Origin of the sequence: Mesorhizobium sp. B2-3-2, assembly GCF_006442295.1 — a bacterium.
Lineage (GTDB): Bacteria > Pseudomonadota > Alphaproteobacteria > Rhizobiales > Rhizobiaceae > Mesorhizobium.
Genome location: NZ_VFWA01000005.1, coordinates 323,827 through 348,591, shown reverse-complemented (window position 1 = coordinate 348,591; position 24,765 = coordinate 323,827). Strand labels below are relative to the sequence as shown.

Here is a 24,765-nt window from a genome sequence, read left to right as displayed (position 1 = left end):
TTTAAGCGTAAAAAATAATTTGACGCGCGTAATAATTGTGCCTTGTATGGGAACCGTTAAAACTTGACTGGACAAGTTCAGTCGAGCATTGCTGCTTCCAGGCAACGGTCGCATGACTGGTGTCGGCTGGAGCGATTGACCCGACGGGCGAGGGCAAGGGACCCTGAAATATCGATGGCGGAAAAGACGCACCGCACGATGGATGACTTCGCCCGGGCGTGCGGCGTGTCACGGCCGACCCTGTCCAAATATTTCGATGATCCGGCGAGCGTCAAGCCGGCGACGCGGGCCCGCATCGAGGCCGCGCTTCGCTCCTCGGACTATCAGCCGAACCTCTTCGCCCGCAATCTCAACCGCAAGCGCACCCGCAATGTCGGCATCGTCGTGCCGGCGATCACCGATCCGTTCTATGCCGAGATGGTCAGCCGCATTGAACTGCGCTGCCGCGACGAGGGTTTTTGGCCGATCGTCATCTCCTCGCACGGTTCGCCCAGGCTTGAGTCGGAATCGGTCAAGACGCTCACCTCGCTGAAGGTGGCCGGCGCCATCGTGGCCCCGCTGGGATCGGTCTCCGAGCCGGGCGTGTTCGAACGGATGGGCGAGGACATCCCGATCGTCTATTTCGACACCTATATCGAGGGCGACACGCCCTTCGTCGGCAACGACAACCACCAGAGCACGTCGATCATGGTCGATTATCTCTGCCGGTCCGGCGAGCCGCCGGTGTATGTCGACATCCCGCACGTCAACCACAATTCGGGCGAGCGGCTGCAAAGCTACATCGAGACGATGCGGGCCGCCGGCCTTGAGCCTGTCGTCATCGACGCGGCGCGTGATTACACCTGGGACTTCGAGCGGATCGGCCATGAATGGATGGAAAGGACGCTCGACAAGGGAGGCCTGCCTGGCCGCACGATCCTGTGCGCCAATGACCGTCTCGCTTTCGGTATCATGTCGGCTGCGTTCACGCGCGGGCTGAAGATCGGCCGCAAGCCCGATTGCGACTTCCGTGTCGCCGCCCATGACGACCACCCGTTGAGCCGCTACACTTGCCCGCCGCTCACCACCATGGCGCAGGACTTCGCGGCAATGGCCGGCCGCAGCGTAGAGATCTTGCTGGCCTTGCTCGACGAGGCCGGCCCGCCCGCGCATGACATCGTGCGAAACGTCAAGCTCGGCGCGACCCTGGTGATGCGTCAGTCGGCCTGAGCGCGCGTCTGCAATTCGAACCAGGCCGCGGCCTCGCTCATCGCTTGCCGCGCGGCGAGAATATAGCGGCCCATCGACACGAAGCCGTGGATCTGGCCCGGCCAGTGCCGCAGGACCAGCGGCACCCCCTCGGCGAGCAGGCGTTCGCCATAGGCGGTCCCTTCATCGACCAGGATATCGTGACCGGCGGTCACGACAAACGCCGGCGCCGCGCCTGCAAGGCTCGGTGCCAGCAGCGGCGAAACGCGCCAGTCCTTGATGTCGTCCGGGGTGCGCACATAGTGGTCGCGGAACCAGGCCATGGTGGCGGCGGTCAGTCCAAACCCATTGCCGAAACGGCGGTAGCTGTCCGCCGCCTGGCGGGCATCGGTGTTGGGATAAATCAAGATCTGGGCGGCAAGCGGCGGTGCTTGCCCATCGCGGGCGAGCAGTGCCAGCACGGCGGCAAGATTGCCGCCGGCGCTGTCGCCGGCAACGGCGATGCGGGCCGGGTCGATGCAGAGCTCCCCGGCGTCTTGCGCCATGAAGCGAAGCGCTGCCGCGCAGTCCTCGAGCCCGGCGGGGAATTTGTGCTCCGGTGCCAGTCGGTAGTCGGGGCAGACGACGACGGCATTGGCCAGATTGGCCAGCCAGCGGCAGATCTCGTCATGCGAATCGAGATTGCCGATGACCCACCCGCCGCCATGCAGATAAAGCACGGCGCGCGCCCCGGTTCGCGGTGCGCCGATGCCGCGATGCACGCGGATCGAAACCGGGCCGTTCGGTCCGTCGATCTGCCGCTGCGAGGTCGCCGCGACCGGCTCATGTTCGCCCTGCTGCGTCGGGAACGAAGCGTTGTAGGCGGCCCGCGCCGCCGCCACGCTGCCGTTCTCGAACGGCTCACCACCGGCCGCGCGGCCGATTTCCAGGGCACGCAGAGCATCCGGGTCTAGCGTCATTGCCACCTCCGTCATGATCGCATCTAGGCGAGCAGGCCGCGGGCCTCGTCCTCCGAGAGTAGGGCCGGCTGCACGACATCGCCAGCAATGGCGACGGAGCTTTTCGTTTCGCCCGAGAGCAGGATCGCCTCCATGATCTCCAGCACGTGCAGCGCCAGATTGCCGGACGCGCGGGGCATGGCACCTGTCGCGAGCGAACGCACGAGGTCGGCGACGCCGAGCATGCGGTAATTGGCGCGGTCGGGCGCGGCATAGGGCCAGTTGCGGGCGCCGTAGAGTTCGCCCTCGCTGGCGAAATCCTTCCAGTCGGCGCCGCGCTCGGACAGCGACACGGTGCCGCCGAACGTGTCGGGGTCGGGCAGGCGCAGCGAGCCCTCCGTGCCATGCAGCTCGATCGGATGATTGGAGTGCTTGAACACGTCCCATGAGGCGCCGAAGGTGACTGTCGCTCCTGACCGGAATTCGAGCAGCGACAGCACGTTGGTCGGTGTGCCGACCTTGAAGGTCGTGTTCTTGAACGGTCCCTCGGCCGATATCAGCCGCTCCTGCTGGCCCCGCGTCGCCATCGCCATGACGCGGCTGACCGGGCCGAGCAGATTGACCAGCATGGTCAGATAGTAGGGCCCCATGTCGAACACCGGGCCGCCGCCCGGCTGGTAGTAGAATTGCGGGTTGGGGTGCCAGTGCTCCATGCCGCGCCCCATCATGAAGGCGGTGCCGGTGACCGGCCGGCCAATGGCGCCTTCATCCATCAGGCGCCGCGCCCGCCGCCCGGCGGCGCCGAGGAAGGTGTCGGGGGCCGAGCCGAGCAGCAGCCCCCGCTTGGCCGCCTCCGATACCAGGCGGCGCCCATCGCTGGCCGAGGTCGCCAGCGGCTTTTCGGTAAACACATGCTTGCCCGCCGAGAGCGCCGAAAGCGAAACGTCGAAATGTGCTGCCGGGATGGTCAGATTGAGGACGAGATCGATCTCGGGATCGGCCAGCATGGCGTCGACGCCGAGCGCACGGATGCCATATTCCTTCGCCCGCAGCGCCGCTATGTCGGCCGAGATGTCGGCGCAGGCGCGCAGCTCGATGCCGCCGAAAAGCGCGGCATTGCGCAGATAGGTCATCGAGATGTTGCCGCATCCGACGACGCCGATCCCAAGCTTCGTCTTCGATCTTCCGTGCATTTTCTTGTCGCTCCTCCGATGCATGGCCTGCCCAATCCGTTGCGCCGGCAGCCGATCACGTCTGGGAAACCGCTATACAGCATTTTGAATATTGACGCGCGTAAAATTTTTATAGAACATGCGAAAAAGCTGGCGATATCGGGAGGCTGCCAGCCCTAGGAGGAGAAAATGACAGATATGAAAAAACGGCCAATCGCCGCATCTGAGCCTGTGGGTCATGTAACGATTGCCGACCGCCGGCAATTTCTTATCGGTTCCGCCGGCCTTCTGGGCGCGGCGGCGTTCGGGGCAGGGACCTCTCTCGGCATTGGACGTGCCCGCGCCCAGTCGCGCGCCGAAATAAGCTTCGCCAGCGCTGCCTTCTTCGGCAAGGAGACCTTCGGCGACCTGATCAAGGCCTTCAACGAATCGCAGGACCGCGTCCTGGTCAAGAACATCGAACTGCCCCCGCCGAGCTCCTCGACGGAAGTCTACCAGGGGCTGGTGCAACAGCTTGCCCGCCGCAGCGGCACGCCGGACGTTTTCAGCCAGGACGTGATCTGGATCGCCGGCTTCGCCGCCGCCGGCTGGGCGCTGCCGCTCGACGAGTATTTCCCAGCCGACAAGCGCACTGCTTACTTCACCGGAACGCTCAACGCCTGTACCTATGGCGGCAAGCTCACAGCACTGCCGTGGTTCATGGATTCGGGCATGTTCTATTACCGCAAGGACGTGCTGGACAAGCACGGCGACAAGGTGCCGGACAACTGGGCCGACATGGCGACGCTCGCCGCCGCCGCGCAGAAGGCCGGCGACGTCGATTTCGGCTATCTCTGGCAGGGCAAGCAGGCCGAGGTTCTGGTCTGCGACGCGGTCGAGATCATCACCTCCAACAACGGCGCTATCCTGGCGCCCGACGGCAAGTCGTCGCTGATCAACCAGAAGGGCGCGGTGGAAGCGATCCAGTTCCTGCACGACACCATCGCCACGACCAAGATCAGCCCGCAGGACGTGCTGTCCTGGGATGAGGAGCCGTCGCGCCAGCCCTTCACCTCCGGCAAGGCGATGTTCATGCGCAACTGGTCCTATGTCTATCCTATCGCGCAGGACCCCAAGGCCTCGCAGGTGGTCGACAAGGTCGGCGTTGCGCCGCTGCCCGCCTTCCCTGGCGGCAAGAGCTCGGCCTGCCTCGGCGGCTATCAGCTCGGCGTCAACGCCAACTCGAAGCAGCGCGAGGCCGCGATCGAGCTTTTGACCTGGCTATCGTCGACCGAGACCCAGCACCGCATCGCGCTGAACTTCGGCCTGGCGCCAACACGGCCGGCGCTGTTCCAGGATGAGCAGATCAAGAAGGAACAGCCGTTCATGGCGAGCCTGGAGAAAGTCTTCACCGGCGCCACGGCGCGACCGATCACGCCTGAATATGCCAAGGTGACGCTGGCGCTGCAGTCCGGCATCTCCAAGGCGCTGGTCTCCGGCAAGGTCCAGGCCGAGATGGACGCGCTCGCCGACCAGATCAACAAGATCGTCGCCTGATCATGGCCGCGGCCGCCACCGTTTCGCGCGCCGGCCGGCCGCGGCGGCTTGGCAAGGCGCTTCCCGGCGCCTTCTGGGCCCTCATCCTGCTGACGCCGGCCTTCGTGTCGCTGGCGTCGGTTTCCTTCTACCCGATCGTCAACGGGCTCTATCTCTCGCTGACCAACACCTCGCTGATCACGCAGGATCAGGATTTCACCGGCTTCGCCAATTACGTCCAGCTCTGGGGCGATCCGCAGTTCTGGAATGCCTGGTGGCATACGATGTGGTTCACCGCTGCCTCGACGGTGCTGGAGACGGTGATCGGGCTCTGCATGGCGCTCATCCTGTGCGAGGCCTTCAAAGGGCGCGGGCTCGTCCGCGCGGCCATGCTGGTGCCATGGGCGATGCCCACCGTCGTCACCTCGAAAATGTTCGGCTGGCTGTTCGACGGCCAGAACGGCATCATCAATTACATCCTCCTGCATGCCGGCCTGATCGACCACAACATCAACTGGTACGGTTCCCCCGATACGGCGATGACCACCATCATCATCGCCGATGTCTGGAAGACGACGCCATTCATGGCGCTGCTGCTTTTGACAGGGTTGCAGACCGTGCCCAATTCGCTGATCGAGGCGGCGCGCATGGACGGCGCCAGGGGCTGGACCACCTTCTGGCATATTCGCCTGCCGCTATTGATGCCGACCTTGCTGATTGCCGGCCTGTTCCGGGCGCTCGACGCCTTTCGCGTCTTCGACCTTGTGTACGTGCTGACCGGCGGCGGCCCGGCCGATTCGACCGAAACGCTGTCGACGCTGTCCTACAAGGTACTGTTCTCGACGCTGCAATTCGGCTACGGCTCGGCCGTGTCGACGGCGATGTTCATCACCGAAGGCATCATTGCGCTGGCCTTCGTCCTCTACCTCGTCAGGCAGATCAGGAGGGCGCAATGAACCGGACGCGCCCGCCGCTGCAAAGCCTCGCCATCTATGCCGGCGCCGTGCTGATCCTGGTCTGGTCGGCCGGACCGTTCATCTGGCAGTTCTCGACCTCGTTCCAGCTCGACAAGATGCTGACGTCGGGCTCGCCGTCGCTGATCCCGCACCCTTTCACGCTGGAGCACTACTACAACGCCTTCGTCGAGAAAGAGCTTCACCGTTATGTCTGGAACTCGCTGGTGGTGTCGCTGGCGACGACATTCCTGTGCCTCTTCGTCGGCTCGCTGGCCGCCTTCGCGCTGTCGCGGCTCAACGTCAAGGGCCGCTTCGGCATCCTGATGGTCATCCTGTCGGTGTCGATGTTCCCGCAGATCGCGCTGGTCGGACCGCTCTATCTGGTGGCTACCAATCTCGGCCTGCTCGACACCTACACGGCTCTGATCATCACCTATCTGGCGCTCGGCCTGCCTTTGGTGACCTGGGTGCTGTTCGGCTATTTCGAGACGCTTCCGCGCGAGATCGACGAGGCGGCGCGCATGGACGGTGTCAGCGTTCCCGGCCTGCTCTGGCGCATCATCCTGCCGATGTCGCTGCCCAGCCTGGTGACGACAGGCCTGCTCGCCTTCATCACCGCGTGGAACGAATTCCTGTTCGCGCTTGCCTTCACCTCCAACATCGACCGGCAGACGATCCCGGTCGGCATCGCCAATTTCACCAACCTCTATTACGTCCCCTGGGGCGACATCGCCGCGGCCTCCGCCGTGGTCACCGTGCCGCTGATCCTCCTGGTGCTGTTCTTCCAGCGCCACATCATCGAGGGATTGACCCAAGGCGGCGTCAAGGAATGAACGACATGACGAAGACGAAGCTCAAGGTCGGCTGCCAGACCTTCACCTGGGAGATGCTCGGCAAGGCCTGGACCGGCGGCCCCGACGATCTCCTCAAGGCGATCGCCGATGGCGGCTATGCCGGCATCGAGATCACCGACACCATGATCGGCCGCTATGCAGGCAAGCCGGTCGAGTTTGCCGCGGCGCTGGAGTCATCCGGCCTGATCCTGGTCTCCTTCGCCTTCGGTTCGAAAAGCGGCTTCACGCTGAAGGACGAGATCGGCGCCGACCTCGACACCGCAAAGCGCTGGATCGACTTCGCCGCCGCCTTCCCCGGCGCGCTGGTGTCGATGGGCTCGGCGACCGTCGTCTCCGACGGTTCGCGCGACGACAAATTCGCCATCGCCGCGGAGGTCTATAACAGGGCCGGCGAACTCGGGCGTAAGGCCGGTGTCCAGGTCGCCGTGCATCCGAGTTCCCACCACAACACGCTGCTCTTCGACCGCGCCGACTACGACGCGATCTTTGCCTTGCTCGACCCCGACCTGGTCGGCTGGGTGCCGGATACCGGCCACATCCTTCGCGGCCACAAGGACATGTCTGATACGCTCACCACCTACCGCGACCGTATCCGCTACATCCATCTGAAGGACGTCGACGCCAAGGGCGATTGGGCGATGCTGGGTGAAGGCGTCTGCGACACGCCTGAAGTGATCGAGATCATCGGTGCGGCGCCGCGCTTCAACGGCTGGCTGGTGCTTGAGGAAGAATCCGACACGGCCGCTGCCGATCCTGCCGGCGCGGTCAAGACCAACCGTCGGACGATGCGCGGCTACGGGGCCTGAGACGATGATCAGGAAACAAGACAGGCGCCTCAGGGTCGGCGTGCTCGGCTGCGGCCCCATCGCGCAGTTCGCGCATCTGGAATCCTGCGTCAAGGCCGGGAATGCCGACCTTTACGCCATTTGCGACGCCGCACCCGACCTGCTCGCCCGCATGGGCGCCACCTACGAGCCGCAGAAGATGTATGCCGACTACGACGCGATGCTCGCCGATCCCGAACTGGAAGCGGTCATCGTCGCCACGTCGGACGCCTATCACGTGCCGATGTCGGTCAAGGCGCTCGACGCGGGCAAGCATGTGCTGTGCGAAAAGCCGATCGGCACTTCGGTCGAGGAGGGCGAGGCGCTGGCGGCGGCAGTGAAGCGCTCCGGCAGGATCCTGCAGGTCGGCCACATGAAACGCTTCGATCCGGCGCTGGAGGCGGCGCGCGACTTCGTGCGCGACGAAATGGGCGAGGTGCTGGCGCTGAAGGCCTGGTATTGCGATTCCACCCACCGCTACACCAACACCGATGCGGTGCAGCCGCTGCCTGTCACCAGCAAGCTGGCGAAGAAACCGGCGGGCAATCCGAAGGCGGATCTCCGGCAGTATTTCATGCTGGCGCACGGCTCGCATTTGGTCGACACCGCGCGCTTCCTCTGCGGCGAGATCACGGCCGTACGCGCGCGCCTCAACGAGCGCTTCGGCGCCTATTGCTGGTTCGTCGAGACCGAGTTCGCCAGCGGCGCGCTTGGCCATCTCGATCTCACCGTCGCCGTACGCATGGACTGGCACGAGGGTTTCCAGCTCTATGGCGAGAACGGCTCCGTCATCGCCAAGACGTTCAATCCCTGGTACTTCCGCGCCAGCGAGGTCGATATCTTCCATGAGAAGGACGCGACCTCGCGAAAACCGCTCGGCGCCGACGGCCATTTCTTCCGCCGCCAACTGGAAGGTCTCGCCGACACGGTGCTGAACGGCGCGCCGATGCGCGGCGCCAATGTCGAGGACGGCATCGCCTCGATCCGCGCCATGGTCGCCATTGCCCGCTCCGTCGAGACCGGCGAGCGGATTGAGCTCGCCTCGGTCTCGGGTGCGGTCTGATGCGTCTCGGCATCTTCGCCAAGACCTTTGCGGGCACCGAGCCGGCTGCTGTGCTGAAAGCCGTGCGGCAGGCGGGTTATGAGACGACGCAGTTCAATCTCGCTTGCGCCGGCCTGCCGTCGATGCCCGATGCCGTGCCTGACGCAGCCATTCCTGCCATCCGCGCCGCCGCCCGATCGTCAGGCATATCGCTCGCCGCCCTGTCGGGCACCTACAACATGGCGCATCCCGACAAGGCGGTTCGCGACGATGGTCTTCGCCGTCTTGCCGTCGTCATCGGTACGGCGGCCGCCCTCGACATTCCGCTGGTCACGCTCTGCACCGGCTCGCGCAATGCAGCCGACCAATGGGCTTACCATCCCGAGAACGCCACACCGGCCGCCTGGTCCGACATGGCCGCCGAGATGGAAAAGGCGCTGGCGCTGGCCGAAGAGGCCGGCGTCGATCTCGGCATCGAGCCCGAGCAGGCCAACATCGTCACCTCTGCGAAGGATGCCACCCGCTTGATCGCCGACATGGGCTCGAAGCATCTGAAGGTCGTGCTCGATCCGGCGAACCTGTTCGAACATGCGACGCAGGAGGAGGCGCGCGCCATCGTCGCGGCGGCGGTCGACGAGGCCGCCGGCCATATAGCCATGGCGCATGCCAAGGACCGCTTTGCCGACGGACGCTTCGCCACCGCCGGCCGGGGCGTTGTCGACTTTCCGGATTTCGTCGGGCGGTTGAAGGCTGCCGGGTTCGACGGCCCGCTCGTCACGCACGGACTATCCGCCGAAGAGGCGCCTGGCGTCGCCGCCTTTCTGCGCGGGCTGCTCTGATGGTTGCCGCGCCGACGATCATCCTTCGCGACGATGCCGCGCTTCGCATCTTCGACACGGGGCAGGGAAGGCTTCCCGTCGTCTTCCAGCACGGTCTCGGCGGTGACGCCGCCCAGGTGGCGCAGAATTTTCCCGACGGCCCGTCGCGACGCCGGCTCACCGTCGAATGCCGTGCGCAAGGCGGCTCCGGCGCCGGCCACAAGCGCCCCTTTTCGATCGCCATGTTCGCCGACGACGTGCTGGCCGCCGCCGATGCGGCCGGCATCGAACGCTTCGTCGCCGGCGGCATCTCGATGGGTGCGGCGATCGCGCTGCGCCTGGCCGTCCGGCATCCCGAGCGCGTCACCGGCCTGGTGCTGGTCCGTCCGGCATGGGCCTTCGACGCGGCCCCCGAAAATATGCGTCCCTATGCGGAAGTGGCCGAGCTCATCCGAAACCGTCCGCCGAACGAGGCGCGCGCCGTCTTTGCCGCTTCCGTCACGGCGGCCCGATTCCGCGCCGAGGCACCCGACAATCTGGCGTCCTTGCTCGGTTTCTTCGAGCGCGACAACACAGCGGTCTTCGCCGAGGTAATGCAGGCAATCGCCGCCGATGGGCCGGGCGTCTCGCGTGGCGTGGCCGGCTCGCTCGCTGTCCCCACACTGGTCATCGGCAGCGGTACCGATCTCGTCCATCCCTTGGCGACTGCCCGCGAACTGGCGAAGACAATCCCCGACGCGGTCTTCGCCGAAGTGACCCCGAAGGCCACCGACAAGGATCGCCACTTCGCCGAAATCCGTGCCGCGATCGGCGACTTTCTCGATAAAAATTTCAACAACCAGGACCAGTCATGATCTCGAAACCCCTTTCAGGCCCAGCCGCCATCGCCGCCTTGCCGCGCGATCGTCTGATCGCCGAATTCTCGCTCTGGTCGGCCGATCTTGCCAATTTCGAGAGCGACCTCCGGCGCATTGAACCCTATGTCGATCTGCATCACATCGACGTAGCCGACGGTCTCTTCGCCCCGTCCTTCCTGTTCTTTCCCGATCTCGTCGCCCGCATCGCCAAACTGACGGCCAAGCCCATCCACGTGCACCTCATGGTCGACGCAGGGATTGTCGAGGCGCAGACGCGCCAGTTCATCGAGGCCGGGGCCGACATGATCAGCGTCCATGCCGAAAACGGCGAGGCGGGTCTGCGCGCGGTTCGGCTGGCACGACAACTCGGCGCCGAGGCTGGCGTCGTGCTGAGACTTGAAACGCCGGTCAAGACGGTGGCGCCTTTCGTCTCCGAAGTCGCGTTCGTCACGCTTCTGGGAACCGCGATCGGCGTCAAGGGGCAGGGCCTTTCGGAGAAAGCCTGCGACAGGTTGGTTGAGGCCCGCGCCATCCTGCGCAAGACCGGCCGCGAGGCGGCCGTCGTTTTGGCAGCCGACGGCGGCATCCGCCATGAGACGGTGCCGCGGCTTCGCGCCGCAGGCGCCGAGACCGTGGTGCTCGGCTCGCTCGCCTTCGGCGACAAGGATCTGGCCGGCCGCATCGGCTGGCTGCATGGGCTGAAAGTCGCGGCATGAGCAACGAAGCCGCTCTCGCGATCGATCTGGGCGGCACCGAGCTTCGTGCAGCCCTGGTCGACCGCGAGGGCAAGATACTGGCATTCGCGGCGGTGCCGACACAGGCGCAGGCTGGTCCCGAAGTGGTGATCGGCCAGATCGAGGCTCTCGCCGCGACCATCCATGCCGAGGCACCGGCGCTCGCCATTCTTGGCGTCGGCGTCGGCGCGCCGGGACCGCTCGATCCGCTGGCCGGCATCGCGGTCGGGCCGCCGACGCTTGCCGGCTGGCTGGACGTGCCGCTGGCCGACATCCTCGAGCGGCGACTCGGCTTGCCGGTGCGGCTGGAGAACGATGCCAATGCCGCGGCACTTGGCGAGTGGCGCTTCGGCGCCGGCCACGGCGCCCGTTCGCTCGTCTTCGTCACTGTTTCGACCGGCATTGGCGGCGGCGTCGTCGTCGACGGGCGCATCCTGCATGGCCGCCGCGGCCTTGCCGCCGAGATCGGCCATATGACCATCACCAATGAAGGCGAGCGCTGCATGTGCGGTGTCGTCGGCTGTTTCGAGGCCATCGCCTCGGGCACCGCGCTCGGCCGCCGCGCCAATGCCGCGACTTCAGCCTTCGACGGCTCGACGCTGCGCCGCCTCTCGGCCAACGGCGAGGTTACTGGCCGTCATGTCGTCGATGCGGCGCGGCTGCAGGACGATCTCGCCCTGGCCTTGCTCGAGGAGGAGGCGCGCTGGCTGGGCGTCGGCTTCACCAACCTCCTGCATCTCTATTCGCCCGACGTGCTGGTCGTCGGCGGCGGCATCGCCAATGGCCTCGATCTAATGGCTCCGGCAATAGAGGCGACCATCCGCCAGCGCGCCATGCGCGCCTATCGCGACGTGCCGGTGGTTCAGGCCCAACTCGGCCGCCACGCCGGGCTGGTCGGCGCGGCAAGCCTTGTCCTGTTCGACGACGGCACGGCCCGCGTGCCTGTCGAAGGGCCGAGCAGATATCCCGGACATGGGGAGGGACACTGATGGCCGAGCTGCGCGGCGTGCGCAAGTCCTGCCGCCTCACACGGTGAACACACGAAAAATGGCCGGAGGCAGCGATGCCTCCGGCCATTTACTATCGCTGTGCGACCGTGCGGGCTACTCGGCTGGAACGATGTCCGCCGGCAGGCTATCGTCGGCGGTACCCGCCAGCGCCCTGGCCAGTTTGGCCTCGTCGAGTTCGCCTTCCCAGCGCGCCACCACCAGCGTCGCCACCGCATTGCCGACGAAGTTTGTCAGCGCCCGGCATTCCGACATGAAGCGATCTACGCCGAGGATAAGCGCCATGCCGGCGACAGGCACGGCCGGCACCACCGAAAGCGTGGCGGCAAGGGTGATGAAACCGGCGCCGGTGATGCCGGCCGCCCCCTTGGAGGAAAGCATCGCCACCAAGAGCAGCAGGATCTGGTCGCCGAAGGAGAGGTGGATGTTCGTAGCCTGCGCGATGAACAGCGCGGCCAGCGTCATGTAGATGTTGGTGCCGTCGAGGTTGAAGGAATAGCCGGTCGGGATGACCAGGCCGACCACCGAGCGCTTGGCGCCGGCCTTCTCCATCTTCTCCATCAGCGAGGGCAGTGCCGCTTCCGAAGACGAGGTGCCCAGCACCAGAAGCAGTTCCTCCTTGATGTAGCGGATCAGCGACAGAATGGAGAAGCCGTTGTAGCGGCAGACGGCGCCCAGCACGATGAACACGAACAGGAAAGCGGTCACGTAGAAGGTGCCGACCAGCATGGCGAGGTTGATGACCGAGCCGATGCCGTATTTGCCAATGGTGAAGGCCATGGCGCCGAAAGCGCCGATCGGGGCTGCCTTCATCAGCACGCTGACCAGCTTGAACATCGGCGCCATCAGCGCCTGCAGGAAATTGAGCACCGGCGCGCCCTTGTCGCCGACCAGCGCCAGCGCGATGCCGAACAGCACCGAAAAGAACAGCACCTGCAATATGTCGCCGTCGGCGAAGGCGCCGACGATGGTCGCAGGGATGATGTTCATCAGGAAGCCGGTGACCGACTGGTCGTGCGCCTTGGCGGCGTAGCTGTTGACGGTCGCGGCGTCGAGCGTCGCCGGGTCGATGTTGAAGCCGGCGCCGGGCTGCACGACATTGGCCACGATCAGGCCGATGATGAGCGCCAGTGTCGAGAAGGTGAGGAAATAGAGCATCGCCTTGCCGGCGACACGCCCGACCTTCTGCAGGTCGCTCATGCCGGCGATGCCGGTCGCGACCGTCAGGAAGATGACCGGGGCGATGATCATCTTCACCAGCTTGATGAAGGCGTCGCCGAGCGGCTTCATGCTTTCGCCGAGCGACGGATAGAAATGGCCGAGCAGGATGCCGACGGTGATCGCGACGAGCACCTGCACGTAGAGCTGGGCGTAGAAAGGCTTGCGCTGCGCGGCAGGCGCGCGTGATTGGTTTGCCATCTGCATCTGCTATCTCCCTGGCCGGAGGGGACGGTACGCGCCGCCCCGCAAGACTTCTCCCATCGCGGCACTCCGGTCGCTCGCCGCTGTTGAGAGTTTTGCAAGCGCCGTGCCAGATCGAGAAAACGCCGGAACCCCGGATTTCCGGCAGTTTTGTCCCGTTTCGATGGAGGCCTGTGCGGATTTCCGCACTCACTCTTGTTTGCCTGGGCGGAGTTTCGCATTACAGTGGCTGCTGAACAGCGAACGGTGGAGAGGTCAGACGCCACAGGCAGGCACCGATAGCGGATATCAGGAGTTTGCCGGCCGCGACCTGCTGCGCGAAGCGATGGCCAGGCTGCGTGACGGCCGCTGGCTCATTCTCCTGATCGCCCTGGCAATGCTGGCGGGAGCGGTCGCGATTGCCGGGCGCCTTGCCGCCAACCAGGCCGCCGGCGATCTGCGCGACGGAGCACTGGCAGCCTTGCCGCTGGCGGCGGGCACCCTGACCGGCGAAATCGAAAAGCAGCGTCTCGTTCCCTTGGTGCTGGCACGCGACGATGCGGTGCGCGACGCGTTGCGCCGGGCCGGCAAAACGCAAGAGACAGCGCTCGATAACAAGCTCCGGGCCATTGCCGCGGACGCCTCGGCATCCGCCATCTATGTCATCGACACGGCAGGCATCGCAATATCCGCCAGCAACGCCGGCGAGCCGGGCAGCTTCGTCGGTATCGACTACAACTTTCGACACTATTTTACCGATGCCATGGTCAAGGGCGCCGCCAGCCAGTATGGCCTCGGCACCATCAGCGGCAGGCCGGGACTTTATCTCGCCAGCCGCGTCGACGACGGCAACACGCCGCTCGGCGTCGCGGTGCTGAAAGTCGAGCTCGACGGCGTCGAAGCCAATTGGCGCTCCAGCGGCTTTGTCGTCTTCGTCACCGACGAGCGCGGTGTCGTGCTGGCGACCAGCCGGCCCGAGTGGCGGTTCCACGCGCTTGCTCCGCTGTCCGCCGCGGACGCCGCGACAGCCCACGAGCAGCTTCAACTCGCCGAAGCCCGCTTCGAACCGCTGCCCATACGACGCGGTGCCGGCGACGGCCTGGCGACGATCGACGATGCCGGAAAGCCGCGCCGGTTCGTCGAGGTGGTGCAGGACCTGCCCGGCGCGGTTCCTGGCTGGCGTCTGTGGCTGCTCACGCCTGCCGATGCCGCCTTGACGTCGGCCGCCAACACGGCGCGCCTGACCACGCTGCTGGCGCTGCTGCTGACGGGTTTGCTTGCCTATGTGCTTCTCAGGCGCCGCCGTGCCCGCCGCCTGAGGCAGGAAGCGCTGGCGCGCATGAATGCCGAACTGGAGAGCAGGGTAAGCACACGAACGGCGGAACTGACCCGCTCCAACGCGGCCCTCGCCGGCGAGATCGCCGAGCGCGAAAACGCCGAGGCCAAGGTCCGTCGGCTGCGCGACGATCTCGCCCAGGCCAACCGGCTTTCCATCCTCGGCCAGATCGCCGCCGGCGTCGCGCATGAGATCAACCAGCCGGTGGCGGCGATACGCACCTATGCCGAGAATGCCGGCCGCTTTCTGCATGGCGGCAAGGTCGAATCCGTTTCCGGCAACCTGACATCGATCGTGTCGATGACCGAACGCATCGGCGCCATCACCGGCACGCTGCGCACCTTCGCGCGGCGGCCAGGCGTCGCCGCCTCGCCATTGCCGGTGCGCGAAGCGATCGACGGCGCGCTGTCGCTCCTGTCCGGCCGCATCCGCGATTCCGGCGTGACCATCGTCAAGCCGCGCGGCACTGCCTCGCCGATGGTCATGGCCAGCCGCATCCGGTTGGAGCAGATCCTGGTCAATCTCTTGCAGAATGCGTTGGATGCCCTGAAGGACCGGCCCGATCCGCGCATCGAGATCGAGCTTGCCGAGCGCGACGACAGGGTGCTGGTTTCGGTGCGCGACAACGGCCCTGGTCTCGGGCCGGAAGCGGCCGGCAATCTGTTCATGCCGTTCCAGACCACCAAGGAGAAGGGGCTTGGCCTCGGCCTGGTGATCTCGCAGGAGATCGCCCAGGAACTGGGTGGCACACTGCGCCTCGATCCGGACAGTACAAAAGGCGCGTCCTTCACCATAGATCTGAGGCGAATTGAATGACGCAGGGATCAGGGCTGGTCGCGCTTGTCGAAGACGACGCGGATCTGCTTCACGCCACCACGCAATTGCTCGAGCTTGCCGGCTTCAACGTGATCGCGTTAAAGGCCGCGGAGGCAGCGCTTGCCGCCGTCGACCGGGATTTCCAGGGCGTGGTTGTCAGCGATATCCGTATGCCCGGCATGAATGGCTTGCAGCTGTTCGATCGGATCAGGGCGATCGACATCGACATACCGGTCATCCTGGTCACCGGGCATGGCGATATCGACCTCGCGGTGGCCGCGCTCAAGGATGGCGTCTACGACTTCATCCCGAAACCCTATGCCGGCGAGCGCCTTGTCGAGGCGCTGAAGCGGGCAAGCGAAAAGCGGCGGCTGGTGATGGAGAACCGGCGGCTGCACGAGGCCGCCGCGCAGGCCGCCGACGGCCTGCCGCTGATCGGCGAGGCGCCCGCCATCCGCCGCCTTCGCGAGACCTTGCGCCAGATCGCCGACATGGATGTCGACGTGCTGGTGGAAGGGGAGACCGGCACCGGCAAGGAGGTGGTGGCGGACCTCCTGCACCGATGGGGGCGGCGCCGCGCAAAGCCGTTCGTGGCGCTGAATTGCGGCGCCCTGCCGGAGACCGTCATCGAGAGCGAGCTGTTCGGCCACGAGCCGGGCGCGTTCACGGGGGCGCAGCGGCGGCGGATCGGCCGCATCGAGCATTCCAGCGGCGGCACGCTTTTCCTCGACGAGATCGAATCCATGCCGGCGCCGCTCCAGGTCAAGCTGCTGCGGGTGCTGGAGACGCGCAGCCTCACACCGCTCGGCTCCAACGAAACGCGCCGCCTCGATCTGCGGGTCGTGGCGGCAACGAAAATCGACCTCGGTCGGCCAGACCAGCGCGGCGATTTCCGCGAGGATCTCTATTTCCGCCTCAACGTGGTGACACTGCGCATCCCGCCGCTGCGCGAGCGGCGCGGCGACATCCCGATGCTGTTCGGGCATTTCCTGGGCAAGGCCTCGCAGCGTTTCGGCCGTCCTGTCGCGGCCGTGAATGCCGCGGTGAGCGACCATCTCCAGTCGCATGACTGGCCGGGCAATCTGCGCGAGCTGGCCCATTTCGCCGACCGCGTCGCGCTTGGCCTGGGGCCTGACGAGGAGGCCGGGGCGACGTCCGCGCGCTCGTCGGAGCCCGCGGCGGCGCTGCCCGAACGGGTCGGCCGCTACGAGGCGCAACTCATCCGCGAGGCCTTGCGCGATCACGCCGGAGACGTGCGCGGCGCCATCGATGCACTCGGCGTCCCGCGCAAGACTTTCTACGACAAGCTTAAGCGCTACGGCATCGTCGCGTCCGAATACCGCAATAGCGACCCGGATACGCCCGGTTCGAGCACGGGCGTAAAACTTGCCCGCCCTTCGTAACGCTTCATTCCCAGCCAACTGCGCACTCCGGAAAGAGCCATGAACACGACACTGGAAACAACGGCAAACCCCTTGCCGGAAGAACTCGCCTTTCTCGGCGAGCGCCTGGCGGCGTTCAACGACGGCGATGTCGGAGCATCCGAAAGGAAGGCCCTGGCGGTGTTCGCACGCGACGAGCATGGCGCGGTCGTCGCCGGCATTTCCGGCTACACCGCCTGGGGCTGGCTCTACGTGCAGTGGCTGTGGGTCGACGAAAGGCTGCGCGGCCGGCACATGGCCGGCAGGATGCTGGACGCCGCCGAGAAGGAGGCGGTGGCGCGCGGCTGCCAGAACGCCTGGATCGACACCTTCAACCCGAATGCCGCCAGGGTCTATCAGCGCCAGGGATACCGGCCGTTCGGAACGCTTGCCGATTTCCCCGTCGGCCGCAGCCGCGTCTTCCTGCAGAAAAAGCTTGGCGACTGATCAACCGGCCAGCCGTCCGCCGCGCATCGGCTGCGGTGCGCCCGTCGTGCTGGGGAAACTGATCGGTAGGCCGCGCAGCACGCGCACCGCCAAAAAGGCAAAACACTCCGCCTCCACCGCGTCGCCGCTCCAGCCGAGGCTTTCGGCCTGCACCACCTCGACACCGGCGCGGCTGGCGATCATTGCCATCATCGTCGGGTTGTGGCGGCCGCCGCCGCTGACCACCAGTCTTTTCGGCCGGCTCGGCAGAAGATCGAGTGCCTTGCCGACCGCGGCGGCGGTGAAGGCGGTCAAAAGCGCGGCGCCGTCTTCCGCGTTCAGGCCATCCGCCATGGCGGCGCCGAAATCGAAGCGGTCGAGCGATTTCGGATAGGCCTTGGTCAGGTAGGGGTGCTGCAACAGCTTGGCGAGCCGGGCTTCGTCGACCTTGCCGGCACGGCCAAGCGCGCCGTCGCGGTCCATTTCGCCGAGCCCCTTCGACTTGATGAAGTCGTTGAGTGGCGCGTTGGCGGGGCCAGTGTCGAAGGCAACGACATTGTCGCCGCCGTCCCACCAGGTGATGTTGGCGACGCCGCCGAGGTTGAGCACGGCCACCTCGCCGCTGGCGCCGGCGCTGCGCATCAGCGCGGTGTGATAGGCGGCGGCCAAGGGCGCGCCTTGTCCGCCAGCACGCATGTCGGCAGAGCGGAAATCATAGGCAACCTTGGTGCCGAGGAGCGCATGCATCAACTCGCCGTCGCCGAGCTGGCGGGTCTGGCCGAGCCGCCCGACCTGCGGTGCGCGATGCAGCACGGTCTGGCCGTGGAAGCCGACCACGCCGATGTCCGCCATCCTCATCCCATAGCCTTCGACAAGCTCCCTGACCGCCGCCGATTGCGCGCGCGTCAGCGCTTCCTCGGCCTCGCGGAAGATAGCCGGCTCCGGTCCGGTGAAATTCCAGGCCCGCGCCTGCTTCAGCGTCTCCTCGAGCAGTGAGCGGATCGACGGGGGGTAGGGCATCAGCCGGTAGGTGCCGAAATCGTCGATGCGCTCGCCATCGGTCTTGATCAGGGCGACATCGATGTTGCCGTCCAGCACGGTGCCGGTCATCAGGCCGACGGCCCAGATGGATTCCATTATCGAACTCCATTGATGAGATCGCCGACCGCTTGGCGAAGCGCGACGATTCCGCTGTCGAAATGACGTGTCGGATGGATCCGGTTGGTAAGCAAGGTCCAGGCCTTGCCCCTGTCGAAGTCGATCCACAGCCCCGTGCCGGTAAAACCGGTATGGCCTATCGTTCCCGGGCTGCACAAGGCGCCGCCGGACCAGCCGTCATAGGGACGCTCCCAGCCATGAGTGCGGGTGGCGGACAAGGGCTGCCGCATCAGCGCGGTCGAGCATTCGGATGCGCCGGTCAGCAGCACTTGGGCGAAATCGAGCACCGAGGCCGCCGTGCCGAACAGGCCGGCATGGCCGGCGCCTTGCAATGCCGCGCAATTATCGTCATGGACTTCGCCGGACAGCACGCGATGGCGCCAGGTACAGTCCTCGGTCGCCGCGGCGACATCGGGCTTGGTGGACCACGCAAAGCCCGGGCCGGGCTCCATCTCGCGGATCGTCTTGCCCGACAGCCGCTCGAGCGCAAAGCCCAGAAGAATGAAATTGATGTCGGAATAAACCGGATCGCGCGCCCGCCATTCCCGTTGCAGGATGAAGGCGCGCAGCAGGTCGGGATCGCGGCCATAGGTGTAGATCGGTTCAACGGCCGGGAAGGGCGTCTGGTGCCCGAGGCACTGGCGAAACGTCACCTTCCGCTCCCAGGCACTCGCGTCGTACTGGCGAAGATCCGGCAGCACCGAGATCAGCGCCGCGTCGAGATCGATGGCACCGTCCTGCGCCAGCGCCAGAATGCGCGGCGTCGTGAAGATCACCTTGGTCAGGGATGCCAGGTCGAACCAGGTCTCCTCGCGCATTGGTCGCGCATTCGGAACCAACTGCGCCGCGCCGATGGCTCTGGTGATGCGTTGGCCATTGCTGTCGACAATGCCGAGCACGCCCCCGGGAATGCACCCGGCGGCCACTGCTGCCGCCAGTGGTTCGAAGGCGCGGTCGAAGATCTGGGCGAGGTCGGTCAATGGCGGCCTCCATCGGATAGGCAGCGATCCGTCGCGCCCCCCTCTGGCCTGCCGGCCATCTCCCCCACGAGGGGGGAGATTGGCAGCGTTAATGTTCCGCCAACCCTCCAACGCTGGAGATTGGCGAAAGCAGTGACGAAATCCGATGTCCCCCCTTGTGGGGGAGATGCCCGGCAGGGCAGAGGGGGGCGCTGGCCCGCCGACCTCGCATATCCCAGGGCGCCACTCCTCATCACCCTTCCACCCTCGCCATATGATCCCCGCCAAACCGCTCCCATCTCGCCGGCGCCGGCTCAAATCCCCGCGGGCGCACCAGCGACGGCACCTGGCGTGTGTCGATCTCGAAACGCTCATGCCGCCGGTCGATGGCCGGAACCGCTGATATGAGCTTCTTCGTATAGGAATGTTTCGGCGCCGACAGCACCGAGGCCGCGTCGCCGATCTCGACGATCTGGCCGGCATAGATGACGGCGATGCGGTGGGCGATCCGCTCGACGACAGCCATATCGTGCGAAATGAACAGATAGGCCAGCCCGAACTCACGCTGCAGGTCGACCAGCAGCTCAAGCACCTTGGCCTGCACCGAGACATCGAGGGCGGAAACCGCTTCATCCAAAACGACGACCGACGGGTTGAGCATCAGCGCGCGGGCAATGCACAGCCTTTGCCGCTGGCCTCCGGAGAATTCGTGCGGATAGCGCTGCAAACTGTTCTCCGGCAGGCCGACGCGCTCCAGCAGGCTCGCCATCCTGGCTCGCGTTTCGGCATCCGCCCGGCCGCCATTGGCGATCACCGGCTCCGCCAGGATGCTCTCGATGCTCAGCCGCGGGTTGAGCGAAGCGTAGGGATTCTGGAAAACCATCTGCACGGCCTTGGCGCTGTGCTTTGCCGAGGCTGTCCGGGCGGCGACCGAGAAGCTGCCGCGCGTCGAGCGCACAAGCCCAAGGAGTGCTTTCGCGGTGGTTGATTTGCCCGAACCGCTCTCGCCGACAATGGCCAATGTCTCGCCCGGCATCAGGTCGAAGTCGACACCGTCGACGGCGTGCACGGCGCCGTTCGCATGGCTGAAGAAACTGCTCCTGAGCGGAAACCGCACCACCAGGCCGTTGACCTCCAGGGCCGGGCCGGTCCTTGCATTCTTGTCGCGCTGTCGGTCCGCGCGTGTCGCGCGGCCGTGGGCGAAATGCGGCACATCCCGCAACAGATGCTGCGTATAGGCGTGCTGCGGCCTGTCGAGGATCTGGTTCAATTCGCCCTGTTCCACGACCTGCCCGTTCTGCATCACCATCACCTTGTCGGCGATGCCGGCGACAAGGCCGATGTCGTGGGTGATGAAGATCATCGACATGCCGCTTTCCTGCTTGAGCTCGGCAAGCAGCGCCATGATCTGCGCCTGTACCGTCACATCGAGCGCCGTGGTCGGCTCGTCGGCGATCAGCAGGCGCGGATTGCAGGCGAGCGCAATGGCGATCATCACCCTTTGCAGCATGCCGCCCGACAGCTGGTTGGGCGTGTATTTCAGCCGTCTTGCCGCATCGGGGATGCGCACCCGGTCGAGCGCGTCCTTGGCCGCCGCGGTGGCTTGTCTTCCGGTCAAACCACGGTGCAGCCGGAACGATTCCTCGATCTGCGTGCCGATCGTCAGCACCGGATTGAGCGAGGTCATCGGCTCCTGGAAGATCATGCCGATCTCTGCGCCGCGAATGCCGGTCAGTTGCGGCTCGGTCGCGGTCGTCAGGTCGAAGGCGCTGCCGTCGGCCCGTTTCAGTCTCATGGCGCCGCCGGTGATGCGGCCGCCGCCGAAATCGATGAGACGGTTGATCGACAGCGCGGTGACCGACTTGCCCGAACCGCTTTCGCCGACAATGGCCAGCGTTTCGCCGTCGGCGAGGTCGAAGCTGACGCCGCGCACCACTTCATTGGCTTGCGGATCGCGGCCGAAGCCGACGCGCAGGTCGCGAACCGACAGAAGCGGGATCATGCGAGCGCTCTCCGCATCCTGGGATCGAGGATGTCGCGCAAGGCGTCGCCCAACAGGTTGAAGCCCAGAATGCTGATCATGATCGCCAAGCCCGGGAAGATCATCAGCCATGGCGCGGTTTCCATCAAATTGCGGCTGTCACTCAGCATCAGGCCGAGCGAGGCGGCCGGCGGCTGCGTGCCGAGCCCGAGGAAACTCAAGCCGGCTTCGGTGAGCAACGCCCAGGCGAGCGCCAGCGTCACCTGGACGGTCAGGGGCGCCACCAGATTGAGCAGCAAATGCCGCGTGACGATATAGAACGAGCTGCTGCCGAAGGTGCGCGCGGCGTCGACGAACTCGCGCGCCTTGAGCGACAAAGCGGGGCCGCGCACCACGCGCGTGAAGATGGGCGTATAGACGACGCCGATGGCGACCACGCTGGTCCATGTGCCAGGTCCGGCAACGGTGACGATCAGCAGCGCCAGGAGGATGGCCGGGAAGGCCAGCAGCACGTCCATGATGCGCATCACAACGCCATCCCAGCGGCGCCCGAGCCAGGCGGCGGCGAGCCCGAGCACGGTGCCGGCAAGCGCGGCGAAGGCGACCGAAAAGAAGGCCACGGTGAAGGACTGGCCCACACCCGCCATCAGCCGGCTCGCCACGTCGCGGCCGAACAGGTCGGTGCCCATCCAGTAAGTGCCATCAGGCGCGTGCAGCCGGTCGATCCGGTATTGCGTGATCGGATTGTGCGGCGTGAGCCCCAGTAGGCCGAGGGCGGCGACCAGGAGATAGACGCCGACGATCACGCCGCCGATACGGCCGCTGCCGTGCCCGAAGATGGCGCGCAGCATGCGCATCACTGCTCGCCCAGCCGGATGCGCGGATCGAGCGCGACATAGGCGAGGTCCACCAGGAGATTGACGATCATGAAGTTGAAGGCGATGAACAGCACGCTGCCCTGCACCAGCGCGTAGTCGCGCTGGAGGATGGCATCGAGCACCATGCGGCCGAGGCCGGGCAGGGCGTAGATCTGCTCGACGATGACCGCGCCGCCCAGGAGATAGCCGAACTCGATGCCGCTCAGCGTCACCACCGGGATCAGCGCGTTGGGGAGCGCATGCCGCCAGATGACGCTGCGCGCCGAGGCGCCCTTGCTGCGGGCGGTGCGCACATAGTCGTCGCTCAACACGTCGAGCATGGCCGAGCGCGAGATGCGGGTGACCGAGGCGGCGAAAGCGAAGCCGAGCGTGATGGCAGGCAGGATCAGCTGGCTGAGATTGCGCAACGGATCCTGCCGCAGCGGCGCGAATTCGCCCATCGCCGGCAGCACGCCGAAACCGGCCGACAGCGCGTAGATGATCAAAAGGCCAAGCACGAAGCTCGGCGTCGACTGGCCGATCATGGCGACGATGCGCACTCCGAGGTCGGACAATTTCTCGCTATGCGTGGCGGCGTAGATGCCCGCCGGCATGCCGACGGCGAGCGCGATGATCATCGACAGCACGGCCAGTTCCAGCGTCAGCGGGAAGCGCTCGAGGATGACGTCCAATACCGGCCTGCCATAGGTGACGGAGATGCCGAAATTGCCGTGCAGGATGCCGCCGATCCAGCGCCAGTACTGGACGAACCAGGGCTGGTCGATGCCGAAATAGGCGGCGAGCGCGTCGCGCTGCGCCGGCGTCAGCAGGCCGGCCTCGGTGCCCAGCATCGCGGTGATCGAATCGCCCGGCACCATCCGGATCGCCACGAAGACCAGGATCGACACGCCAAGCAGGACGAGAGGAAACGCCGCCAGTCGTCGCATCAGATAGTTCACGCGAAGAAGTCCTCTCGTCCGATGCCTGCGGCTACTGCTGGATGGTAACCTTGCTCAGGCTGAACAGCGTGCCCGTCGGCGTCGGCACGAACCCGGCGATGTTCTTCTGCTGGGCCGTATAGCTGTAGGATGTGTAGAGCCAGATCCAGGGCGAGACTTCGGCGAGGTGCTTCTCGAACTCGGCGAAGATCGCCTTGCGCTTGGCCGGATCGGTTTCGGCGCGGCCTTTCTGCATCAGGCTGTCCAGCGTGTCGTCTATGTAGTTGGCCACCTTCTGCAGATTGCCTGATTTGGTCCAGTAGCGGTTGTACATTGTGTAGGGGTCGGCGCGGCCGCCATTAAGCGCGATCGCCATGTCGAAATCGCCCTTCAGCCAGGCGTCGACATAGACGTTGAGCTCCATCATCTTGATGTCGAGCTTGACGCCGATCTCGGCGAGCTGAGACTGGATGACCTGGGCTTCTGCCGCCGCCGTCGGCGGCTCGCCGGTGGCGCCGATCACGGTCGCCGAAAAGCCGTCGGCAAAGCCCGCCTCCGCCATCAGCTTCTTGGCCTTCTCGACATCGCGCTTGTAGCAAAAGAGCTGGCTTGGATCGGTCGCAAGGGCTGGGATGGTCAGCGGTCCGGTGACCTTGCCTTCACCGAGCGCGGCGGTGTCCAGCACCTCCTGCCGGTCGATCGCGCAGGAGATCGCCTGGCGCACCTTGAGCTCGGTCATCGGCTTGCGTGACGGATTGAGCTGCAGCACGTTATAGGCCAGCACCGGCGCGCGGTTCAGTTGCAGGCTGGCCTCCTTCGGCACAAGCGTGGCCACCAGCGGATCGTTGAGCAGCGCGAAATCGACCTGCTTGGTGCGCATGGCGGCGAGGATCGCCGCTTCATCGGGCAACACGCTGATCTCGATGCCGTCGACGCCGGTCGCGCCGCCGGCCCATTCCTTGTTGGCGCTCAAGACTTCCTTGGCATTGGGGTCCCATTTGTCGAGCTTGAACGGTCCGGAGCCGACCGTTTTGGTGCCGATCGAGCCGGCCTTGATCTCGGCCGCCGGCACGATGGCCGCGTTGATGTCGCTCATCGCCGTCAGGATCGGCGCGTCGGGCTGCGATAGATGGAAGACGACGGTTCCAGCGTCCGGCGTGTCGATGCTGGTGATCGACAGGAAGTTGGCGCGGGCGGCGGCGCCGGTCTTCTCGTCCAGGATGCGCTCGAACGATGCCTTGACGTCGGCCGGGGTCACGGCAGCGCCGTCCTGGAATTTCGCCTTGGGATCGAGCTTGAAGGTCAGATCCTTGCCGTCCTTGGAGAATTCCCAGGACGTGGCGATGGCCGGGATGATCCGCAGGCTGGCATCGACCCGCACCAGCGGCTCATAGATCAGCTCCAGGAGCCGCAGCGAGGAAAAGGCCGTCTGCTTGTGAGGATCAAGTCCCGTTGCATCCTGCGACCAGGCCATGTGCAGCGTTGCCGCCTGCGTCGAAACAGTGGCGATGCCAAGCATGGCTGCCAGCGTGATGCCCGACAGCAGCTTTCTTGTGAGGTGAACCAT

Annotated in this window: 22 protein-coding genes; 13 read left to right on the top strand and 9 right to left on the bottom strand. The window is 65.7% G+C overall.

The genetic code is table 11. From position 1 onward, the window contains the following. Positions 1–174: 174 nt before the first annotated feature. Positions 175–1,209 carry a LacI family DNA-binding transcriptional regulator gene (locus FJ964_RS15770; RefSeq protein ID WP_140551222.1) on the top strand — a complete coding sequence of 345 codons (1,035 nt, stop codon included), beginning with the start codon at positions 175–177 and terminating at the stop codon, positions 1,207–1,209. Here the strand turns inward: FJ964_RS15770 and FJ964_RS15765 are convergent. Next, positions 1,197–2,147, bottom strand: coding sequence for an alpha/beta hydrolase (locus tag FJ964_RS15765; RefSeq protein ID WP_140551221.1), 951 nt, complete (start codon positions 2,145–2,147; stop codon positions 1,197–1,199). The genes FJ964_RS15770 and FJ964_RS15765 overlap by 13 nt on opposite strands. 23 nt (positions 2,148–2,170) lie before the next feature. Continuing rightward, on the bottom strand, positions 2,171–3,319 hold the full coding sequence (locus FJ964_RS15760; RefSeq protein ID WP_140551220.1) for a Gfo/Idh/MocA family oxidoreductase: 1,149 nt from the start codon (positions 3,317–3,319) through the stop codon (positions 2,171–2,173). Between the two features lie 168 nt (positions 3,320–3,487). Here FJ964_RS15760 and FJ964_RS15755 point away from each other — a divergent pair, with 168 nt between their 5' ends. From FJ964_RS15755 to FJ964_RS15715, 9 genes are read left to right on the top strand one after another with little or no spacing between them, the layout of a single operon-like run. Further along, positions 3,488–4,834: an ABC transporter substrate-binding protein gene (locus FJ964_RS15755; RefSeq protein ID WP_140551219.1), complete on the top strand. Its 1,347-nt coding sequence runs from the start codon at positions 3,488–3,490 to the stop codon at positions 4,832–4,834. Between the two features lie 2 nt (positions 4,835–4,836). Beyond that, complete coding sequence (locus FJ964_RS15750) at positions 4,837–5,769, top strand: sugar ABC transporter permease (RefSeq protein ID WP_140551218.1); 933 nt, start codon at positions 4,837–4,839, stop codon at positions 5,767–5,769. Then, complete coding sequence (locus tag FJ964_RS15745) at positions 5,766–6,602, top strand: carbohydrate ABC transporter permease (RefSeq protein WP_140551217.1); 837 nt, start codon at positions 5,766–5,768, stop codon at positions 6,600–6,602. Before FJ964_RS15750 ends, FJ964_RS15745 begins: the two co-directional genes overlap by 4 nt. Before the next feature lie 5 nt (positions 6,603–6,607). Next, on the top strand, positions 6,608–7,429 hold the full coding sequence (locus FJ964_RS15740; RefSeq protein WP_140551216.1) for a sugar phosphate isomerase/epimerase: 822 nt from the start codon (positions 6,608–6,610) through the stop codon (positions 7,427–7,429). Between the two features lie 4 nt (positions 7,430–7,433). Continuing rightward, complete coding sequence (locus tag FJ964_RS15735; protein ID WP_140551215.1) at positions 7,434–8,510, top strand: Gfo/Idh/MocA family oxidoreductase; 1,077 nt, start codon at positions 7,434–7,436, stop codon at positions 8,508–8,510. Continuing rightward, the gene (locus FJ964_RS15730) at positions 8,510–9,328 is read left to right on the top strand and encodes a sugar phosphate isomerase/epimerase (protein ID WP_140551214.1); all 819 of its coding nucleotides are present in this window, start codon (positions 8,510–8,512) and stop codon (positions 9,326–9,328) included. Before FJ964_RS15735 ends, FJ964_RS15730 begins: the two co-directional genes overlap by 1 nt. Next, positions 9,328–10,161, top strand: coding sequence for an alpha/beta hydrolase (locus FJ964_RS15725; RefSeq protein WP_140551213.1), 834 nt, complete (start codon positions 9,328–9,330; stop codon positions 10,159–10,161). The genes FJ964_RS15730 and FJ964_RS15725 overlap by 1 nt, the downstream gene beginning before the upstream one ends. Further along, positions 10,158–10,880 (top strand): ribulose-phosphate 3-epimerase, encoded by a 723-nt coding sequence (locus tag FJ964_RS15720; RefSeq protein WP_140551212.1) that lies wholly within the window; start codon positions 10,158–10,160, stop codon positions 10,878–10,880. The genes FJ964_RS15725 and FJ964_RS15720 overlap by 4 nt, the downstream gene beginning before the upstream one ends. Continuing rightward, complete coding sequence (locus FJ964_RS15715; RefSeq protein WP_140551211.1) at positions 10,877–11,887, top strand: ROK family protein; 1,011 nt, start codon at positions 10,877–10,879, stop codon at positions 11,885–11,887. The genes FJ964_RS15720 and FJ964_RS15715 overlap by 4 nt, the downstream gene beginning before the upstream one ends. A gap of 114 nt (positions 11,888–12,001) precedes the next feature. Here FJ964_RS15715 and FJ964_RS15710 read toward each other — a convergent pair whose 3' ends face one another. After that, positions 12,002–13,330 carry a dicarboxylate/amino acid:cation symporter gene (locus FJ964_RS15710; protein ID WP_140551210.1) on the bottom strand — a complete coding sequence of 443 codons (1,329 nt, stop codon included), beginning with the start codon at positions 13,328–13,330 and terminating at the stop codon, positions 12,002–12,004. A 322-nt stretch (positions 13,331–13,652) separates the two neighbouring features. On the opposite strand from FJ964_RS15710, the gene FJ964_RS15705 reads away from it, so the two are divergent. The 3 genes from FJ964_RS15705 to FJ964_RS15695 are packed head-to-tail and all read left to right on the top strand — an operon-like array spanning position 13,653 to position 17,326. Next, positions 13,653–15,458, top strand: a complete 1,806-nt coding sequence (locus tag FJ964_RS15705) for a sensor histidine kinase (RefSeq protein WP_140551209.1) — start codon at positions 13,653–13,655, stop codon at positions 15,456–15,458. Then, positions 15,455–16,861 (top strand): sigma-54 dependent transcriptional regulator, encoded by a 1,407-nt coding sequence (locus tag FJ964_RS15700; RefSeq protein ID WP_140551208.1) that lies wholly within the window; start codon positions 15,455–15,457, stop codon positions 16,859–16,861. The genes FJ964_RS15705 and FJ964_RS15700 overlap by 4 nt, the downstream gene beginning before the upstream one ends. Before the next feature lie 39 nt (positions 16,862–16,900). Next, entirely contained in the window at positions 16,901–17,326 is a 426-nt protein-coding gene (locus tag FJ964_RS15695; RefSeq protein ID WP_140551207.1) for a GNAT family N-acetyltransferase, read from the top strand. Here FJ964_RS15695 and FJ964_RS15690 read toward each other — a convergent pair whose 3' ends face one another. The 6 genes from FJ964_RS15690 to FJ964_RS15660 all read right to left on the bottom strand — a co-directional run bounded on the left by FJ964_RS15690 (position 17,327) and on the right by FJ964_RS15660 (position 24,765). Next, on the bottom strand, positions 17,327–18,442 hold the full coding sequence (locus tag FJ964_RS15690) for an anhydro-N-acetylmuramic acid kinase (protein ID WP_140551206.1): 1,116 nt from the start codon (positions 18,440–18,442) through the stop codon (positions 17,327–17,329). Next, positions 18,442–19,443, bottom strand: coding sequence for a serine hydrolase (locus FJ964_RS15685; RefSeq protein ID WP_140551205.1), 1,002 nt, complete (start codon positions 19,441–19,443; stop codon positions 18,442–18,444). The genes FJ964_RS15690 and FJ964_RS15685 overlap by 1 nt, the downstream gene beginning before the upstream one ends. Positions 19,444–19,675: 232 nt before the next feature. Further along, on the bottom strand, positions 19,676–21,424 hold the full coding sequence (locus FJ964_RS15675; RefSeq protein WP_140551203.1) for an ABC transporter ATP-binding protein: 1,749 nt from the start codon (positions 21,422–21,424) through the stop codon (positions 19,676–19,678). Then, complete coding sequence (locus FJ964_RS15670) at positions 21,421–22,260, bottom strand: ABC transporter permease (protein ID WP_140551202.1); 840 nt, start codon at positions 22,258–22,260, stop codon at positions 21,421–21,423. Before FJ964_RS15670 ends, FJ964_RS15675 begins: the two co-directional genes overlap by 4 nt. Continuing rightward, positions 22,260–23,219: an ABC transporter permease gene (locus FJ964_RS15665; protein ID WP_140551201.1), complete on the bottom strand. Its 960-nt coding sequence runs from the start codon at positions 23,217–23,219 to the stop codon at positions 22,260–22,262. Before FJ964_RS15665 ends, FJ964_RS15670 begins: the two co-directional genes overlap by 1 nt. A gap of 31 nt (positions 23,220–23,250) precedes the next feature. Continuing rightward, positions 23,251–24,765, bottom strand: coding sequence for an ABC transporter substrate-binding protein (locus FJ964_RS15660; RefSeq protein WP_140551200.1), 1,515 nt, complete (start codon positions 24,763–24,765; stop codon positions 23,251–23,253).

What these genes read in the sequence shown, in the direction of transcription:
- FJ964_RS15770 (WP_140551222.1), top strand. Translation starts at nt 175, where the DNA reads ATGGCGGAAAAGACGCACCGCACGATGGATGACTTCGCCCGGGCGTGC.
- FJ964_RS15765 (WP_140551221.1), bottom strand. Translation starts at nt 2,147, where the DNA reads ATGACGCTAGACCCGGATGCTCTGCGTGCCCTGGAAATCGGCCGCGCG.
- FJ964_RS15760 (WP_140551220.1), bottom strand. Translation starts at nt 3,319, where the DNA reads ATGCACGGAAGATCGAAGACGAAGCTTGGGATCGGCGTCGTCGGATGC.
- FJ964_RS15755 (WP_140551219.1), top strand. Translation starts at nt 3,488, where the DNA reads ATGACAGATATGAAAAAACGGCCAATCGCCGCATCTGAGCCTGTGGGT.
- FJ964_RS15750 (WP_140551218.1), top strand. Translation starts at nt 4,837, where the DNA reads ATGGCCGCGGCCGCCACCGTTTCGCGCGCCGGCCGGCCGCGGCGGCTT.
- FJ964_RS15745 (WP_140551217.1), top strand. Translation starts at nt 5,766, where the DNA reads ATGAACCGGACGCGCCCGCCGCTGCAAAGCCTCGCCATCTATGCCGGC.
- FJ964_RS15740 (WP_140551216.1), top strand. Translation starts at nt 6,608, where the DNA reads ATGACGAAGACGAAGCTCAAGGTCGGCTGCCAGACCTTCACCTGGGAG.
- FJ964_RS15735 (WP_140551215.1), top strand. Translation starts at nt 7,434, where the DNA reads ATGATCAGGAAACAAGACAGGCGCCTCAGGGTCGGCGTGCTCGGCTGC.
- FJ964_RS15730 (WP_140551214.1), top strand. Translation starts at nt 8,510, where the DNA reads ATGCGTCTCGGCATCTTCGCCAAGACCTTTGCGGGCACCGAGCCGGCT.
- FJ964_RS15725 (WP_140551213.1), top strand. Translation starts at nt 9,328, where the DNA reads ATGGTTGCCGCGCCGACGATCATCCTTCGCGACGATGCCGCGCTTCGC.
- FJ964_RS15720 (WP_140551212.1), top strand. Translation starts at nt 10,158, where the DNA reads ATGATCTCGAAACCCCTTTCAGGCCCAGCCGCCATCGCCGCCTTGCCG.
- FJ964_RS15715 (WP_140551211.1), top strand. Translation starts at nt 10,877, where the DNA reads ATGAGCAACGAAGCCGCTCTCGCGATCGATCTGGGCGGCACCGAGCTT.
- FJ964_RS15710 (WP_140551210.1), bottom strand. Translation starts at nt 13,330, where the DNA reads ATGCAGATGGCAAACCAATCACGCGCGCCTGCCGCGCAGCGCAAGCCT.
- FJ964_RS15705 (WP_140551209.1), top strand. Translation starts at nt 13,653, where the DNA reads ATGGCCAGGCTGCGTGACGGCCGCTGGCTCATTCTCCTGATCGCCCTG.
- FJ964_RS15700 (WP_140551208.1), top strand. Translation starts at nt 15,455, where the DNA reads ATGACGCAGGGATCAGGGCTGGTCGCGCTTGTCGAAGACGACGCGGAT.
- FJ964_RS15695 (WP_140551207.1), top strand. Translation starts at nt 16,901, where the DNA reads ATGAACACGACACTGGAAACAACGGCAAACCCCTTGCCGGAAGAACTC.
- FJ964_RS15690 (WP_140551206.1), bottom strand. Translation starts at nt 18,442, where the DNA reads ATGGAATCCATCTGGGCCGTCGGCCTGATGACCGGCACCGTGCTGGAC.
- FJ964_RS15675 (WP_140551203.1), bottom strand. Translation starts at nt 21,424, where the DNA reads ATGATCCCGCTTCTGTCGGTTCGCGACCTGCGCGTCGGCTTCGGCCGC.
- FJ964_RS15670 (WP_140551202.1), bottom strand. Translation starts at nt 22,260, where the DNA reads ATGCGCATGCTGCGCGCCATCTTCGGGCACGGCAGCGGCCGTATCGGC.
- FJ964_RS15660 (WP_140551200.1), bottom strand. Translation starts at nt 24,765, where the DNA reads ATGGTTCACCTCACAAGAAAGCTGCTGTCGGGCATCACGCTGGCAGCC.